This window comes from Streptomyces colwelliae, from assembly GCF_048158785.1.
GTDB lineage: Bacteria > Actinomycetota > Actinomycetes > Streptomycetales > Streptomycetaceae > Streptomyces.
Genome location: NZ_JBLTJC010000325.1, coordinates 1 through 11783 on the forward strand (window position 1 = coordinate 1; position 11783 = coordinate 11783).

The 11783-nt window shown below is 70.1% G+C and carries 12 protein-coding genes and 3 pseudogenes; 10 read left to right on the forward strand and 5 right to left on the reverse strand.

Translation table 11 applies throughout. The features are described from left to right. A pseudogene (locus ACNFOC_RS41605) lies at positions 1 to 72 on the forward strand (AAA family ATPase); the annotation flags it as partial. Positions 73 to 128: 56 nt separating this feature from the next. On the opposite strand, the pseudogene ACNFOC_RS41610 reads toward ACNFOC_RS41605, so the two are convergent. From ACNFOC_RS41610 to ACNFOC_RS41620, 3 genes and pseudogenes are all read right to left on the reverse strand, one after another. Then, positions 129 to 329 (reverse strand): annotated as a pseudogene (locus ACNFOC_RS41610) (hypothetical protein); the annotation flags it as partial. 106 nt (positions 330 to 435) lie between these two features. Next, complete coding sequence (locus ACNFOC_RS41615; protein ID WP_416964213.1) at positions 436 to 1629, reverse strand: flavin-containing monooxygenase; 1194 nt, start codon at positions 1627 to 1629, stop codon at positions 436 to 438. Positions 1630 to 1882: 253 nt separating this feature from the next. After that, positions 1883 to 3526, reverse strand: coding sequence for a subtype B tannase (locus ACNFOC_RS41620; RefSeq protein ID WP_416964214.1), 1644 nt, complete (start codon positions 3524 to 3526; stop codon positions 1883 to 1885). A gap of 245 nt (positions 3527 to 3771) precedes the next feature. Between ACNFOC_RS41620 and ACNFOC_RS41625 the strand changes: the two genes are divergently transcribed. The 5 genes from ACNFOC_RS41625 to ACNFOC_RS41645 all read left to right on the forward strand — a co-directional run bounded on the left by ACNFOC_RS41625 (position 3772) and on the right by ACNFOC_RS41645 (position 6947). Further along, on the forward strand, positions 3772 to 4221 hold the full coding sequence (locus tag ACNFOC_RS41625; protein WP_406125315.1) for a DoxX family protein: 450 nt from the start codon (positions 3772 to 3774) through the stop codon (positions 4219 to 4221). A gap of 77 nt (positions 4222 to 4298) precedes the next feature. After that, positions 4299 to 4697 carry a Zn-ribbon domain-containing OB-fold protein gene (locus ACNFOC_RS41630; protein ID WP_416964215.1) on the forward strand — a complete coding sequence of 133 codons (399 nt, stop codon included), beginning with the start codon at positions 4299 to 4301 and terminating at the stop codon, positions 4695 to 4697. A gap of 63 nt (positions 4698 to 4760) precedes the next feature. Then, a complete protein-coding gene (locus tag ACNFOC_RS41635; RefSeq protein WP_416964216.1) occupies positions 4761 to 5360 on the forward strand; it encodes a GNAT family N-acetyltransferase in 600 nt (199 codons plus the stop codon). After that, a complete protein-coding gene (locus ACNFOC_RS41640) occupies positions 5357 to 6235 on the forward strand; it encodes a GNAT family N-acetyltransferase (RefSeq protein WP_416964217.1) in 879 nt (292 codons plus the stop codon). Before ACNFOC_RS41635 ends, ACNFOC_RS41640 begins: the two co-directional genes overlap by 4 nt. Positions 6236 to 6245: 10 nt before the next feature. After that, a complete protein-coding gene (locus ACNFOC_RS41645; RefSeq protein ID WP_416964218.1) occupies positions 6246 to 6947 on the forward strand; it encodes a pyridoxine/pyridoxamine 5'-phosphate oxidase in 702 nt (233 codons plus the stop codon). A 124-nt stretch (positions 6948 to 7071) separates the two neighbouring features. Here the strand turns inward: ACNFOC_RS41645 and ACNFOC_RS41650 are convergent, their stop codons facing one another. Then, a complete protein-coding gene (locus ACNFOC_RS41650) occupies positions 7072 to 7665 on the reverse strand; it encodes an HAD family acid phosphatase (protein ID WP_416964219.1) in 594 nt (197 codons plus the stop codon). Between the two features lie 252 nt (positions 7666 to 7917). Here ACNFOC_RS41650 and ACNFOC_RS41655 point away from each other — a divergent pair, with 252 nt between their 5' ends. The 3 genes from ACNFOC_RS41655 to ACNFOC_RS41665 all read left to right on the forward strand — a co-directional run bounded on the left by ACNFOC_RS41655 (position 7918) and on the right by ACNFOC_RS41665 (position 9559). After that, positions 7918 to 8523, forward strand: a complete 606-nt coding sequence (locus tag ACNFOC_RS41655) for a flavin reductase family protein (RefSeq protein ID WP_416964220.1) — start codon at positions 7918 to 7920, stop codon at positions 8521 to 8523. Between the two features lie 80 nt (positions 8524 to 8603). Then, a complete protein-coding gene (locus ACNFOC_RS41660; protein ID WP_416964221.1) occupies positions 8604 to 9155 on the forward strand; it encodes a VOC family protein in 552 nt (183 codons plus the stop codon). A 110-nt stretch (positions 9156 to 9265) separates the two neighbouring features. Then, complete coding sequence (locus ACNFOC_RS41665) at positions 9266 to 9559, forward strand: SCO0607 family lipoprotein (RefSeq protein ID WP_416964222.1); 294 nt, start codon at positions 9266 to 9268, stop codon at positions 9557 to 9559. Positions 9560 to 9562: 3 nt separating this feature from the next. Here ACNFOC_RS41665 and ACNFOC_RS41670 read toward each other — a convergent pair whose 3' ends face one another. Then, positions 9563 to 10912: an MFS transporter gene (locus ACNFOC_RS41670; protein WP_416964223.1), complete on the reverse strand. Its 1350-nt coding sequence runs from the start codon at positions 10910 to 10912 to the stop codon at positions 9563 to 9565. Positions 10913 to 10997: 85 nt separating this feature from the next. On the opposite strand from ACNFOC_RS41670, the pseudogene ACNFOC_RS41675 reads away from it, so the two are divergent. Further along, positions 10998 to 11624 (forward strand): annotated as a pseudogene (locus ACNFOC_RS41675) (GlxA family transcriptional regulator); the annotation flags it as partial. Positions 11625 to 11783 lie beyond the last annotated feature (159 nt).

Genomic DNA, 11783 nt, shown 5'->3' on the forward strand with positions numbered 1-11783 from the left:
CTCACCGACTCGCAGGGCCGCACGGTCGACTTCAAGAACACCGTCGTGATCATGACGTCGAACATCGGCGCCGACCGCATCCTCGCGGCGGGCGTCGACGACTACGCCAAGGTCCGCGAGACGGTGAAGGCGCCGATCACGGCGACCGACTCGGGGCGGAAGAAACGGTCCAGGTCGGGTACGCCCGCGTACAACGGCCGCCCGCTGACGTCGAGATCGTCGACGTCGGCGGGCCTGCCGTGGACGGCGGGGCCGGGTTGCTCACCGCAGGCGATGACCCGGGCCCGGCGGGAGTCGGTGGTGAGGGTGCCGTGGGTTGATCCAAGCATCGGTCCGCCCCGCTCCTGTGTGACGGCATTATCAACTGACGCACTGTCAGATTACTGAACTGACAGTGCGTCAGGAACTGTCGTGCACGCAAAGAACGGACGGACCCTAGCTCACGGCACTTTTGCGGACGGACTTGGCAATAGCCTTCGCGATCTTCTCGGCGTCGATGGCCAGTTCGCGGAGCATGCCGCTGATGGGGTTGGTGAAGCCGGTGAAGTAGAGGCCGGGCGCGTCCTTCGGGGTGTGCGCGCCGTTCACGACCGGCTTGCCTCGGGCGTCCAACACGCCCAGGTGGCCGACGAGTTGCTCCAGGGAGCGGGCGTACCCCGTGGCCGCGATCACGACGTCAGGGCCGATGCGGTCGCCGCCGGCGAGGACCACCTTGCCGTCCTCGAAGCTCTCCACGGCCGGCACGATCTCGACCCGCCCCTTACGTACGGCGTCGATGAGCCCGACGTCCTGCACGGGGATCGACCCCTGCTCGACCCGGCTGTACAGCCCGGTGTCGGGGCGCGGCAGCCCCTGCGCCGACAGGTCCGGCACGCTGGCCTTGGACACCGGTCCCGCGAGCCGGTCGACCAGGCCGACCGGCAGCCGTCGTACGAGAACGCCTGTGTACTGGGCCGCCCAGCCCGCGGTCGAGCGGCGCAGGATGTGCGGGGTGGTGCGGACGGAGAGGCGGACGCGGGACGCGCCGCCCTCGATCACGTCCACGGCGATCTCCGCGCCCGTGTTGCCGATGCCGACGACCAGGACGTCCTGGCCGGCGTAGGGCTGGGCGTTGCGGTAGTCGGCGGCGTGCAGGAGGTCGCCGGTGTAGGTGTCGCGGCCGGGCCAGTCGGGGATGCGGGGGGTGTGGTTGGTGCCGGTGGCGACGACGACCGCGCGGCCGGTCAGTTCGCGGCCGCCGGTGGCGTGCAGCAGCCAGCCGGCGCCGTCCGCCGAGCGCTCGACGCGGGAGACCTCGACGCCGGTGACGATCTCCAACTCGTGGACCTCGGCGTACTTCTCCAGATAGCGCACCACGTCGTCCCGCGAGACCCAGCGGCCGAAACGGCGCGGGATCGTCAGCCCGGGCAGGCTCGACAGCCGCCGGGTGGTGTGCAGGTGCAGGCGGTCGTAGTGCCTGCGCCAGGACGCTCCGACCCGGTCCGACTTCTCCAGTACGACGGCACGGATGCCCTGCGCGCGCAGCGCGTACGCGGCGGCGAGACCGCCGGGGCCGCCGCCGATGACGTACACGGGGCGGTCTGCGTGGTTCTGCGCCGCGGGGGTCGGGGACGCTGTGGAGTCGGCCATGAGCGCGAGCGTAATCACGTCCCACGTTGATGGGTCTCGGTCAAGCCCGGAATTGGTTGCGGATTGATCACGGGTGTGGAGGAGTGGGTGAGGTGGGTGGCGTAGAGCGTCTGGTGTGTGAGGGCCGTGGGAAAAGCCACGACGCCGAGCCCGCGTCGTGCGCGAAGGGGCTCGGCGTCGTGAGGCGGCGACCGGAATGTATGACGGGAAACCGGTGCCGCGTCCTGGGGGTCTACACAGAGGTGGCCGGGGGCTACTTGCCGCGCTTGGCCTTGTGGCCCGTCACCTGGGCGATCCACGTGATGAAGTCGCCCGGGTCGGTGTTGGCGCCGTGACCCTCGTCCCAGTAGTAGATGTGGTTCACGTCGTCGCCCAGGTTGTCGAGGCGGGCGGCGAGGTTGGCGGCGACCGTCAGCGCGGTGTCCGAGTCCTTGGTGCCGAGGCGGATCCACCAGTGCTTGGAACGGTTCGGGTTGACCTTCTCGACCAGGTGGTACATCGGGTTCATCAGGTCGAGCTTGGCGGGGATGTCGCTCGGAACCCGCTTGCTGCTCAGGCCTGTTGAGTCGTTCTTCGCGCCGTACGCCGTGAAGTGGCGGGCCAGGGTCGTGCCCGTGCCGAACTCGTTGTTCTCACCGGCCGACAGGTCGAAGGCGTCGAAGGCCGGGGTGTCCTTCTTGCGGGCGCCGACGTGGGTGAGGAAGTCGGCCCAGGTGAAGGTGGCCTTGCCGCCGGACCAGGTGATGAAGGTGTTGGCCTTCAGGTAGGTCGCGCGGGCCGAGTCCGAGAGGGCGGCGAGGTACGTGGTCGCCGAGGGCTCCAGGTACTGCTCGACCATGTACGCGTCGAGGTTGCGAGCGTTCAGCGGACCGAAGCCGCCGAGGCCGCGCAGCTTCAGGCCGGCCTGGTACTCGGCGAACTGCGCCTGCAACGCCTTGGAGACCGTCTGGTCGACGAGCTTGCCGGTGCTCAGGTCGTTGGCGCCCCAGTTCCACTCGTAGGCGCCGTCGGCGTGCTCCAGGTCGGTGATCGGGCACCAGGCGCCGGTCGCGAAGATCGCGTCGGAGGCGTCGGCCGCGCCCAGCGCCTTGAGGTACTTGTCGTAGATCGGACTGTCGCCGGACGCGCCGAGCAGGGAGGACAGGGCGCCACCCGCGCTCGTACCTGCGGAGACGATCCGCTCGACGTTGCCGGGGATGCGGCCCTTGTTCGACCTGATGTAGCGGACCGCCGCCTTGAGGTCGACGATCGCGGCCGGGGCGGTGCCGTAGTACTCGCCGCTGGAGTTCTTGAGCGTACGGCCGCGGGCGCCGGGCTCGATGACGACGTAGCCGGCGGCCAGCGCGAGGAGCTGGTTGCTGGAGGTGGCGCCGCCGGTGGCGTTGGTGTTGCCGTTGGCGCCGGGGGCGGAGGCGGAGGCGCTCGCGGAGGCGGCAGCGGAGGTGGAGGCCGAGGTAGAAGCTGAGGTAGAAGCTGAGGTGCTGGGGGCGCCGCTCGGGGCCGCGCCGCCGCCCATCGCGGAACCGCCGCCGCCGACCTCGGTGGCGGTCGACACGGACGAGGGCAGGTAGCCGCCGACGGAGTTGGCGAGCAGGATGGGGGCGTTGCTCGCGTCGACCGCCTTGCCGTCGATCTCCACCGGGGAGCTGACGATCAGGGACTGGTAGGTGGCGTCCACCGGGTTGGCGACGTACGTGATCGCCTTCCAGAAGTGGTAGACGACCGTGTGCTTCGTGCCCTCGGTGTCCGTGACGCTCTTCGTCAGTTTCGTATAGGCGTCCGGGTCGAAGACCAGGGTGTCCGAGGAGGACGAGGACGATTTCGAGCCGCTCGACGCGTTCGCGCTGAGCGCGATGCCGCCGACCGCCGCGACACCGGCGGTCGCGCCGATGCCCATGACTACCGTCCTGCGCTTCACTGCCCTGTGCTTCACCGTGCTGCCTCTCGCTTTCCTGAGCGCGTCTTCCCGACCGCGTCTTCCCGACCGCTCCTTGGCCTTGCGCTTGCGAACGTAATCGGGGCTGAACAAAATCGTCAACAATCCGCGGGGATTCATGGGGGACCCACAGCGGCACGGCCGGACCACAGGATTTTCATGGCCGGCTCTCGGCTTTCTTCAGCTTCTGACGTACCGTCAGATTCATGGATGCGATCTGGCTCAGCGGAGCGGACTGGCTCGCGGTCCTCCGTATAGGACTCGGGCTGTGGTGGCTGGAGAGCTGGCGGCACAAGGACAAGAAGGCCTGGTTCGAGCGCGGCACCGGCATCGCCTGGGCGGCCGACGTCGCCGCGAAACACCGCTGGACGGCGGTCCGTTCGGGCTTCGACGTGATGGTCGCGCCGCGCCCGCGCACGATGGCGTACGTCGTCGTCTACGCCGAGTTGGCGGTCGGCCTCGGCCTGGTCGCGGGGTTCCTCACCCCGGCCGCGCTCGTCGGGGGCCTGCTCCTCAACGTCCTCTACTTCACGCTCATGATCCACGACTGGGCGGAGCAGGGGCAGAACGCGATGATGGCGCTCATCTCGGTGGTGGCGCTGTTCGCGATGTCCTGGCAGGTGTGGTCGGTGGACAGTGCGCTGGGGTGGTTCTGATGGCGGATGCGCTGGGGTGGTTCTGATGGTCGATGCGCTGGGGTGGTCCTGATGACCGCCGCGCTGAGGTGGTTCTGATGACCGGCGACGCCCCGCGCTTCGACCTCCCCGAGGCCGACGCGTTCACCCGCGCCTACTGGGAGGCCGCCGCGCAGGGCCGTCTGCTCGTCCGCCGTTGCGCGGACTGCGGACGGGCCCACCACTACCCCCGCGAGTTCTGCCCCCGCTGCTGGAGCGAGAACGTCACCTGGGAGCCCGCGAGCGGCCGTGCCACCCTCTACACCTGGTCCGTCGTCCACCGCAACGACCTGCCGCCCTTCGGGGAGCGGGTGCCGTACGTCGCGGCGGTGGTCGATCTCGCGGAGGGGCCGCGGATGATGACGGAGATCGTGGAGTGCGAGGCGGCCGGGCTGCGGGCCGGGATGGCCGTGGAGGTGAGGTTCCGGGACGGGATCCCGGTGTTCCGGCCACTGTGATCCGGGCCGCGGGCCGCCGAAAATCACATACCCGGCGCGCGGGGGGCTTGATTCAATGGCGCGATGGCCCACATACGCGAGCGGTCTCTACAGCAGCCCTTCCCCGAGCTGAACGGTCATGGGCTTCGGCTGCGCCCCTGGGACGCCGACGCCGACAGTGATGTGACGGACTGGCTGCGCGGGGTGTCCGACCCCGAGTTCCAGCGCTGGAACACCCCGCTGCGGCCGGTCGCGGACGTCACCAGCGCCCGCGACTCGCTGCGCTCCCGCGCCGAGAACGCGGAGGACGGCGTCAGCGCGTCGTTCTGCGTCACGGACGCGGTCAGCGGTACGACGCTGGGGCACATCGGCGTCAACGACATCGACCACGTCATCCGCGTCGCCCGCGTCGGCTACTGGACCCTCCCCGAGGCCCGGGGCCGCAACGTCGCCACCCGCGCCCTCACCCTCGCCGCCCGCTGGGCCCTGACCGACCTGGGCCTGCACCGCCTCGAACTGGGCCACGCCCTCGGCCACGACGCGTCCTGCCGTATCGCCGAGCACTGCGGTTTCCCGGCGGAGGGGACGTTGCGCGGGGCGATGTTCGAGGCGGGCAGACGGGACGCGTTCCGTGACGTCCACCTGCACGGGCGCCTGGCGACGGACCCGGAGGTGGAGGCGTGACGGCCGGCGACTGGCACATCACCGGGGACCTGGACCAATTCCTCACCCGGGCCGGGGAGTTCCTGCGTTCCCGCCCGGCGCTGCACACGGTTCACCTGACGGTGACCGCGGCGCTGCGCAGCCGAGGGCTGCGCATGTACGGCGCGGGCGACCCGGTGTTCGGCACACTGGAACGAGGCGGCGAAGTACGGGCCGCCTTCTTCCGCACACCTCCCGGGCGTCTGATGCTGACCCCCCTCACCGCCGAGGAGAGCGCAGCGCTGGCGGCCCAATTGGCGTTGCGCGGCGACGAGTTGCCGGGAGTCATGGCCGAACGGGACACGGCGGCGACGTTCGCGGAGGCATGGGCAGGACGAACGGGCTCCACCTCCGAACTCCACGCACGCCAACGCCTGTACCGCCTGGACGAGTTGACGATCCCGGAGCCCGTTCCGCCGGGCCGCCCGCGAGTCGCGACGGCAAAGGATCGCGAACAACTCATGGGCTGGTACGTCGAGTTCGCGAAGGCCATCGGCGAGAGCGGCACCTCGCAGGATCCCGGCGAGTGGGCCGACTCCCGGATCGCGTACGGCGGGATCACGCTCTGGGAAACCCCGGACGGTACGCCGGTGTCCATGGCCGGGCTCACGACGAAGGTGGCCGGACAGATCCGGGTGGCCCCCGTCTACACCCCGGCGGGCCTCAGGGGCCGGGGTTATGCCGGTGCGGTCACGGTCGAGGTCAGCGGGATGGCGAGGGCGGCGGGCGCGGAGGAGGTCCTGCTGTTCACGGACCTGGCCAACCCGACGAGCAACGCCCTGTACCAGCGCATCGGGTACCGCCCGGTGGAGGACTTCGCGGGCTACGACTTTCACCCCGCCTCGGCCCCGAGGTGATACTCACCCCATGGCAACGGGATCAGGATCGGGAACGAATCTCCACGAACTGCTGAAGTCACTACGGGTATGGGCCCCGGAGGTGACCAAGCTGCCTGCGCTGGACCCGGCCGCCACACCGGACACCCCACTCGCCCTCTTCACCACCTGGTTCGCGGAGGCGGTGGCGGCGGGCGAGACCGAACCGCACGTGATGTCGCTGGCGACGCGGGACGGGGACCCGGAGTCGGAGGGCGGCGGCCTCCCGGACGTACGGATGGTGATGCTGCACGGCGCGGACGACGACGGCTGGTCCTTCGCGACCCACTCCACGAGCCGCAAGGGCCACCAGCTGAAGGGCTTCGCCTACGCCGCCCTCGCCTTCTACTGGCCCCGCCTCGGCCGCCAGGTCCGCCTACGAGGCCCCGTCGTCCCGGCGACAGCGACCGAATCCCAGGCGGACCTGCACGCCCACTCGACGGGTGCGCTGGCGGCAGCGCTGACCGGTCACCAGAGCGAAGTCCTCCCGTCCTTGGGCGAGTTGGCACAGATGTCGGAAGCGTCCTGGGAACTGGCCCGACGCGAACCGGAGACCCCTGCCCCGTCCTGGACCCTGTACCGCGTGTTCCCGGACGAGGTCGAGTTCTTCCAGGGTGATGCGCTACGACGACACGTGCGCCTGAGCTATGTCCGGGCGGAGCGGGGCTGGTCGAAGGGGTTGCTCTGGCCCTGAGCTGCGTAGGTTGCTGTTGGGCCACTCGCTTCTTTGAAGCTGGGTGCAAATCTAACCACTGTCACGAGCTGTGACTGGTTAGAAAGGACCCCAGCTTCCAGAGGGACCACGGCCGTTGTGCGGGTCAGTCCAACAGGCCGTCGTAGTCGGGCAGTTTGTACGTCGTGTCGGCGTAGCCGCCGGACAGGTCGGTCGTGTTGTTGCCGATGTTGGCGATGATGTCGTAGCCGTTCGCTTCGATCGCCTGGCGCTGCGAGGTCTTGAAGTCGGCGATGGACTTGGTCAGCAGCTCTGCGACCGTGCGCGCGTAGAGGCCGTCGACCGTGTAACCGACCGTCGTCAGGTTGGACTTGGTGACCGCGTTGAACAGGTTGCTGCGGGCGCTGACGAAGAACACGCTGACGCCCTTGGCGTGCGCGTCCTGGGCGAGGGCGAGCACCGGCGGGGTCGCGGGGACGGTGACGCCGCCCTCGAAGTAGGTCTCCAGCGAGGTGTTGTCGATGTCGAGCACGATCGCCAGCTTGGCGCCCGAGGTGTTGGCGGCGGCACGGGAGTCGATGTAGGTCTGCGCGGGGCCGGTGACGGCGGCGACGTCGGTCAGCCACTGGGACTCGGTTACGGTCGAGTCGGCGGCCTGCGCGGGCAGGGCGGCGGCGAGCGTCAGGGCGAGGCCGGCGACGGCGGCCACGGCTCCGCCGCGTGCGGTGAGACGGTTCATCGTGTGGGTGCTCCTCAGGTCACGGCCGCCGCCGGTGATGTACCGGTGGCGGTCGTTCCGCAACACTGCTGGGGGTGGGCGAGCACGGGGTGACCCGGAGGGGTCCGTGGGGCGACGCAACCCCCATGTTCTGCCCCGTAGCCTGTGAATTTCCCCTGAGCGCGGGCGACTTGAGGGAGTCTTCGGCTCCGGATGACGGCGGGGCCGTAACCCTTCCTATCTGATGAGCCGTCAGCTTCAATGGGCGGTGTGATGGGACACGCAGGGGCGGCCGCGGCCGCCGTCCGGTACCTCAGGTCGGCCGGAAGCGCTCCGGCCGCGCAGCCTGTCGAGGCGCTGCCGCGGCCGGAGCTTCGGTGTGTCACGGACGACGAGCGGGCACCGGTCGACCAGGGTGAATTCCGGCGCGTCCTGGGCACGTTCGCGACTGGCGTGACCGTGATCACCGCCCCGGCGGCCGCCGGCGAACCCGGCCCCGCCGGCTTCGCCTGCCAGTCCTTCTCCGCCCTCTCCCTCGACCCACCCCTCGTCGTCTTCATGGTCGGCCGTACATCGACGACCTGGCCGCGCATCGCCCGCGCCGGCGTCTTCTGCGTCAACGTACTCGCCGCCCACCAGGGCGAGTTGTGCCGCGGCTTCGCGGTACCCGGCACGGACAAGTTCGCGGACGTCCCGTACGACGCCTCCCCGGTCTCCGGCTCCCCCCGCCTCACCGACGCCGCCGCCTGGGTCGACTGCACGATCCACGCGGTGCACACCGGGGGCGACCATCTGATCGTGGTGGGACGGGTGGACGGGCTGGGCACCAACGAGGGTGAAGGAGCACCCCTGTTGTTCCATCGGGGCCGCTTCCTCTGATCGCCAGTAGGACTGGATCTGACCTACCCCGCCCCTATCGTCGCCCCCGAAACCCGGCAGCGACGAAGGGAACCCCGACGATGTCCCACCACACCAACTCCGCCCCGGAGGGCTACACCACCGTCTCCCCCTGGGTCGCCACCGACGACACGGGAGCCTTCCTCGACTTCGTCAACGAGGCCTTCGGCGGGAAGGAACTCGGGCGGGTGGTGACCGAGGGCGGGGCGATCGGGCACGGCGAGATCCGGGTCGGGGACACGGTCGTGCTGGCCTTCGACCGCAGCCCGGACTGGCCCGTCATGCCGAGCCTGCTGCGCGTGTTCGTACCCGACGCGGACCAGGCGTTCACCCGGGCCGTCGACGCCGGCGGCCGCATCGTCACACACCTGGCGAACGACGCCTTCGGACAGCGCGGCGGGCGGATCAAGGACCCCTTCGGCAACATCTGGTGGGTGGTCGCCCACGTGGAGGACGTCCCCGAGGACGAGATGTGGGAGCGGCTACGGCGACCCGAGTACGCCGAGGTCATGCGCGTCGCCCAGGAGACGTTCGACGCCGAACTCAGCGGCCGGGGTCGCGGGCGCAGCAGCGCGCCCGTGCGGACAGCGGTTCCTCCGAGTGCCGCTGAGTAACCCGCGCTCCGAGGCTGAGCCCGCGTACTCATGAAGGTCCGCCGCTCCTCCGACAGTCTTGCTCTCAGACCGATTCGAGCATTCGAGCATCTGACCGGGGGACCTCCACCATGAGCAAGCGCACGCGAGTCGCCGTTCTCACGTCCGTCCTGATATCCACTGCCTGGCTGCTGTCCGCCTGCTCGTTCTCCACGGCGGATGCCATGTGCGGCGGGGGTGAGTACCCGGTCCTGGCCGTGGGCAGCACCGCGGGCGGCGCCTGCGTGAAGAACGGCGACACCCCGCCGAGCGGCTATGCGCGGTACCCGAAGGGGAAGGTGCCGCAGCACGTCGACGACAAGTGGGACACGTACTGGCAGACCCACACCGTGGACGCGAAGGGGAACATCACCTCCGCCTCGTAGCCGTCACGCCACCGCGACCGCGACCGTCCCCACGACCGGCCGCCGCCGGATCACCAGCGCCATCAACGCCGCCACCGCGCACAGCGCCCCCGACACGTACCAGACCATGTCGTACGACCCGAACGCGTCCCGGGCGACCCCGCCCAGGAAGGCGACCAGCGCCGCGCCGATCTGGTGGGAGGCGAGGACCCAGCCGAAGACGATCGCGCTGTCCTCGCCGTACTGCTCGCGGCACAGGGCGAGGGTCGGGGGGACCGTGGCGACCCAGTCGAGGCCGTAGAAGACGATGAAGAAGAGCATGGGCGGGTGGACCGTGGGGGCCAGCAGCATGGGGAGGAAGAGGAGGGAGATGCCGCGCAGGGCGTAGTAGACGGCGAGCAGGCGGCGGGGTTCGAAGCGGTCGGTGAACCAGCCGGAGGCGATCGTGCCGACGACGTCGAAGACGCCGATCACCGCGAGCAGCGAGGCCGCCGCCGTGATGGGCATGCCGTGGTCGTGGGCGGCGGGCACGAAGTGGGTCTGGATCAGACCGTTCGTGGACGCGCCGCAGATCGCGAAGGTCCCGGCCAGCAGCCAGAACGGGCCGGTGCGCACCGCCTTGAACAGCACCGAGACCGTACGGCGGGCCGCGCCCGTCACCGGTTCCGGCTTCGGTACGAACTCGGTCGCGCCGTACGGCTTCGCGCCCACGTCCGCCGGGTGGTCCCGCAGCAGCAGCCACACGAAGGGAACCACCGCGAGCGCCGCGAGGGAGACGGTCACGGCCGCCGGGCGCCAGCTGTGCTCCTCGACTATCCAGGACAGCAGCGGCAGGAAGATCAGCTGGCCGGACGCCGAGGCCGCCGTGAGGATGCCGGTGACCAGGCCCTTCCGCGCGGTGAACCAGCGGTTGGTGACCGTCGCCGCGAAGGCGAGCGCCATCGAACCACTGCCAAGCCCCACCAACAGGCCCCAGCACAGCAGCAGTTGCCACGGCGCCGTCATCCACACCGTCAGGCCGGACCCGAGCGCGATCACGGTCAGCGCGACCGCGACCACCCGCCGGATGCCGAAGCGGTCCATCAGCGCCGCCGCGAAGGGTGCCGTCAGCCCGTACAGCGCGAGGTTGATGGACGCCGCGGCCCCGATCGTGCCGCGCGACCAACCGAACTCCTGGTGCAGCGGATCGATCAACAACCCGGGCAGCGAACGGAAGGCCGCCGCACCAATGATCGTCACGAACGTGACGGCGGCGACGAACCAGGCACGGTTGATGCCGGTACGACGGCTACCGCTACGGCTGCGGCCACTGGGCTCGGGGCCGGGCTCCCCGGCAGTGCTGGGGCCGGGCGTGGCATCGGTTGTCTGAGTCACGTCAATGAGCTTCCGCCATCCCGCCCCTCCCGAGCCACTGGCCCGAAGGACAGCATTCGCTAGGATCAGGCCATACAATCGAGCCATGGCCACAGCCTCAGCAGCCTCAGCCACCACCGCCTTCCGCCCCCACCGCGTCGTCGTCCTCGCCCTCGACGGCCTCCTCCCCTTCGAGCTGGGCATCCCGCACCGCATCTTCGGCCGGCCCAGGGACGCCGAGGGGCGGCTGCTGTACGAGGTCGTCACCTGCTCGGTCCGCCCGCCCGGCCCGGTCGACACCGACGCCGACTTCGCCATCCACGTCCCGAACGGCCCGGAGGCCCTCGCCACCGCCGACACCGTGATCATCCCGGCGTCGTACGAACTCGGCCCGGTCTTCGAGGAGGGCGTCCTCACCCCCGAACTCACCGCCGCCCTCTCCCACATCCGCCCCGGCACCCGCCTCGCCTCCATCTGCACCGGCGTCTACGTCCTCGCCGCCGCCGGCCTCCTCGACGGCCGCCCCGCCACCACGCACTGGGCGGACGCCGAACGCTTCCAGGAACTGTTCCCGCAGATCGAGGTCGACGCGGACGTCCTGTTCATCGACGACGGCGACGTCCTCACCTCCGCCGGTGTCGCCGCCGGCATCGACCTGTGCCTGCACATGGTCCGCCGCGACCACGGCACCGCGGTCGCCAACGACGTCGCCCGCCGCACGGTCGGCGATCCGGTAGCGACGGTCCTTGGAGGGGCGCGTGGAGAAGCAGAAGGTCGCGTACGAGCAGCGGCAGGCGGAACTCGCACAGGTTCGAACCATCGGCGTCGAGCATGAAGCGGAGCAGTTACGACAGTTGCTGCGGGACGCCCTGGTAGGGGATGCGCCAGCTTC

Bases quoted from the DNA above. Each gene is read 5' to 3' on its own strand.
- ACNFOC_RS41615 (WP_416964213.1), bottom strand. From the start codon at position 1,629: ATGGCCGACTCCACAGCGTCCCCGACCCCCGCGGCGCAGAACCACGCA.
- ACNFOC_RS41620 (WP_416964214.1), bottom strand. From the start codon at position 3,526: ATGGGCATCGGCGCGACCGCCGGTGTCGCGGCGGTCGGCGGCATCGCG.
- ACNFOC_RS41625 (WP_406125315.1), top strand. From the start codon at position 3,772: ATGGATGCGATCTGGCTCAGCGGAGCGGACTGGCTCGCGGTCCTCCGT.
- ACNFOC_RS41630 (WP_416964215.1), top strand. From the start codon at position 4,299: ATGACCGGCGACGCCCCGCGCTTCGACCTCCCCGAGGCCGACGCGTTC.
- ACNFOC_RS41635 (WP_416964216.1), top strand. From the start codon at position 4,761: ATGGCCCACATACGCGAGCGGTCTCTACAGCAGCCCTTCCCCGAGCTG.
- ACNFOC_RS41645 (WP_416964218.1), top strand. From the start codon at position 6,246: ATGGCAACGGGATCAGGATCGGGAACGAATCTCCACGAACTGCTGAAG.
- ACNFOC_RS41650 (WP_416964219.1), bottom strand. From the start codon at position 7,665: ATGAACCGTCTCACCGCACGCGGCGGAGCCGTGGCCGCCGTCGCCGGC.
- ACNFOC_RS41655 (WP_416964220.1), top strand. From the start codon at position 7,918: ATGGGACACGCAGGGGCGGCCGCGGCCGCCGTCCGGTACCTCAGGTCG.
- ACNFOC_RS41660 (WP_416964221.1), top strand. From the start codon at position 8,604: ATGTCCCACCACACCAACTCCGCCCCGGAGGGCTACACCACCGTCTCC.
- ACNFOC_RS41665 (WP_416964222.1), top strand. From the start codon at position 9,266: ATGAGCAAGCGCACGCGAGTCGCCGTTCTCACGTCCGTCCTGATATCC.